At 40.5% G+C, this 279-nt stretch carries 1 protein-coding gene; it reads right to left on the bottom strand.

Translation table 11 applies throughout. The annotated features are described in order from the left end of the window. Positions 1 to 123: 123 nt before the first annotated feature. A partial coding sequence (locus tag FDX22_RS15625) for a porin (protein ID WP_186805323.1) occupies positions 124 to 279 on the bottom strand: 156 nt, incomplete at its 5' end.

Raw genomic sequence — 279 nt, 5'->3', positions numbered from 1 at the left:
TGGATATCTGGAAATGGCTATTTAGCGATCTACAGACGGAACAAAACCAACCGATGTGAGTCTCAAAAGCATATGTAAAAAAGGCGTCTTACTAAAGACGCCTTGTTCAATCATCACAAAAACTTAGAACTGGTAAGTCAGACCAGCAACAACCTGGTTATCGTCGTTTTTGCCATCAAGCAGGTTAATTTTGTAACCTACATCAGCCACCATGTTTTTGTTGAAGTAGTAATCAGTACCCAGCGCAACGTATTCGGTCTTATCCGTGTTGTTATTGGT

Source organism: Citrobacter sp. TBCS-14 (assembly GCF_005280805.1).
Classification (GTDB): Bacteria; Pseudomonadota; Gammaproteobacteria; order Enterobacterales; family Enterobacteriaceae; genus Citrobacter; species Citrobacter gillenii.
The sequence above is the reverse complement of the archived record's forward strand: the minus strand, read 5'-3'. Positions and strand labels throughout refer to the sequence as shown.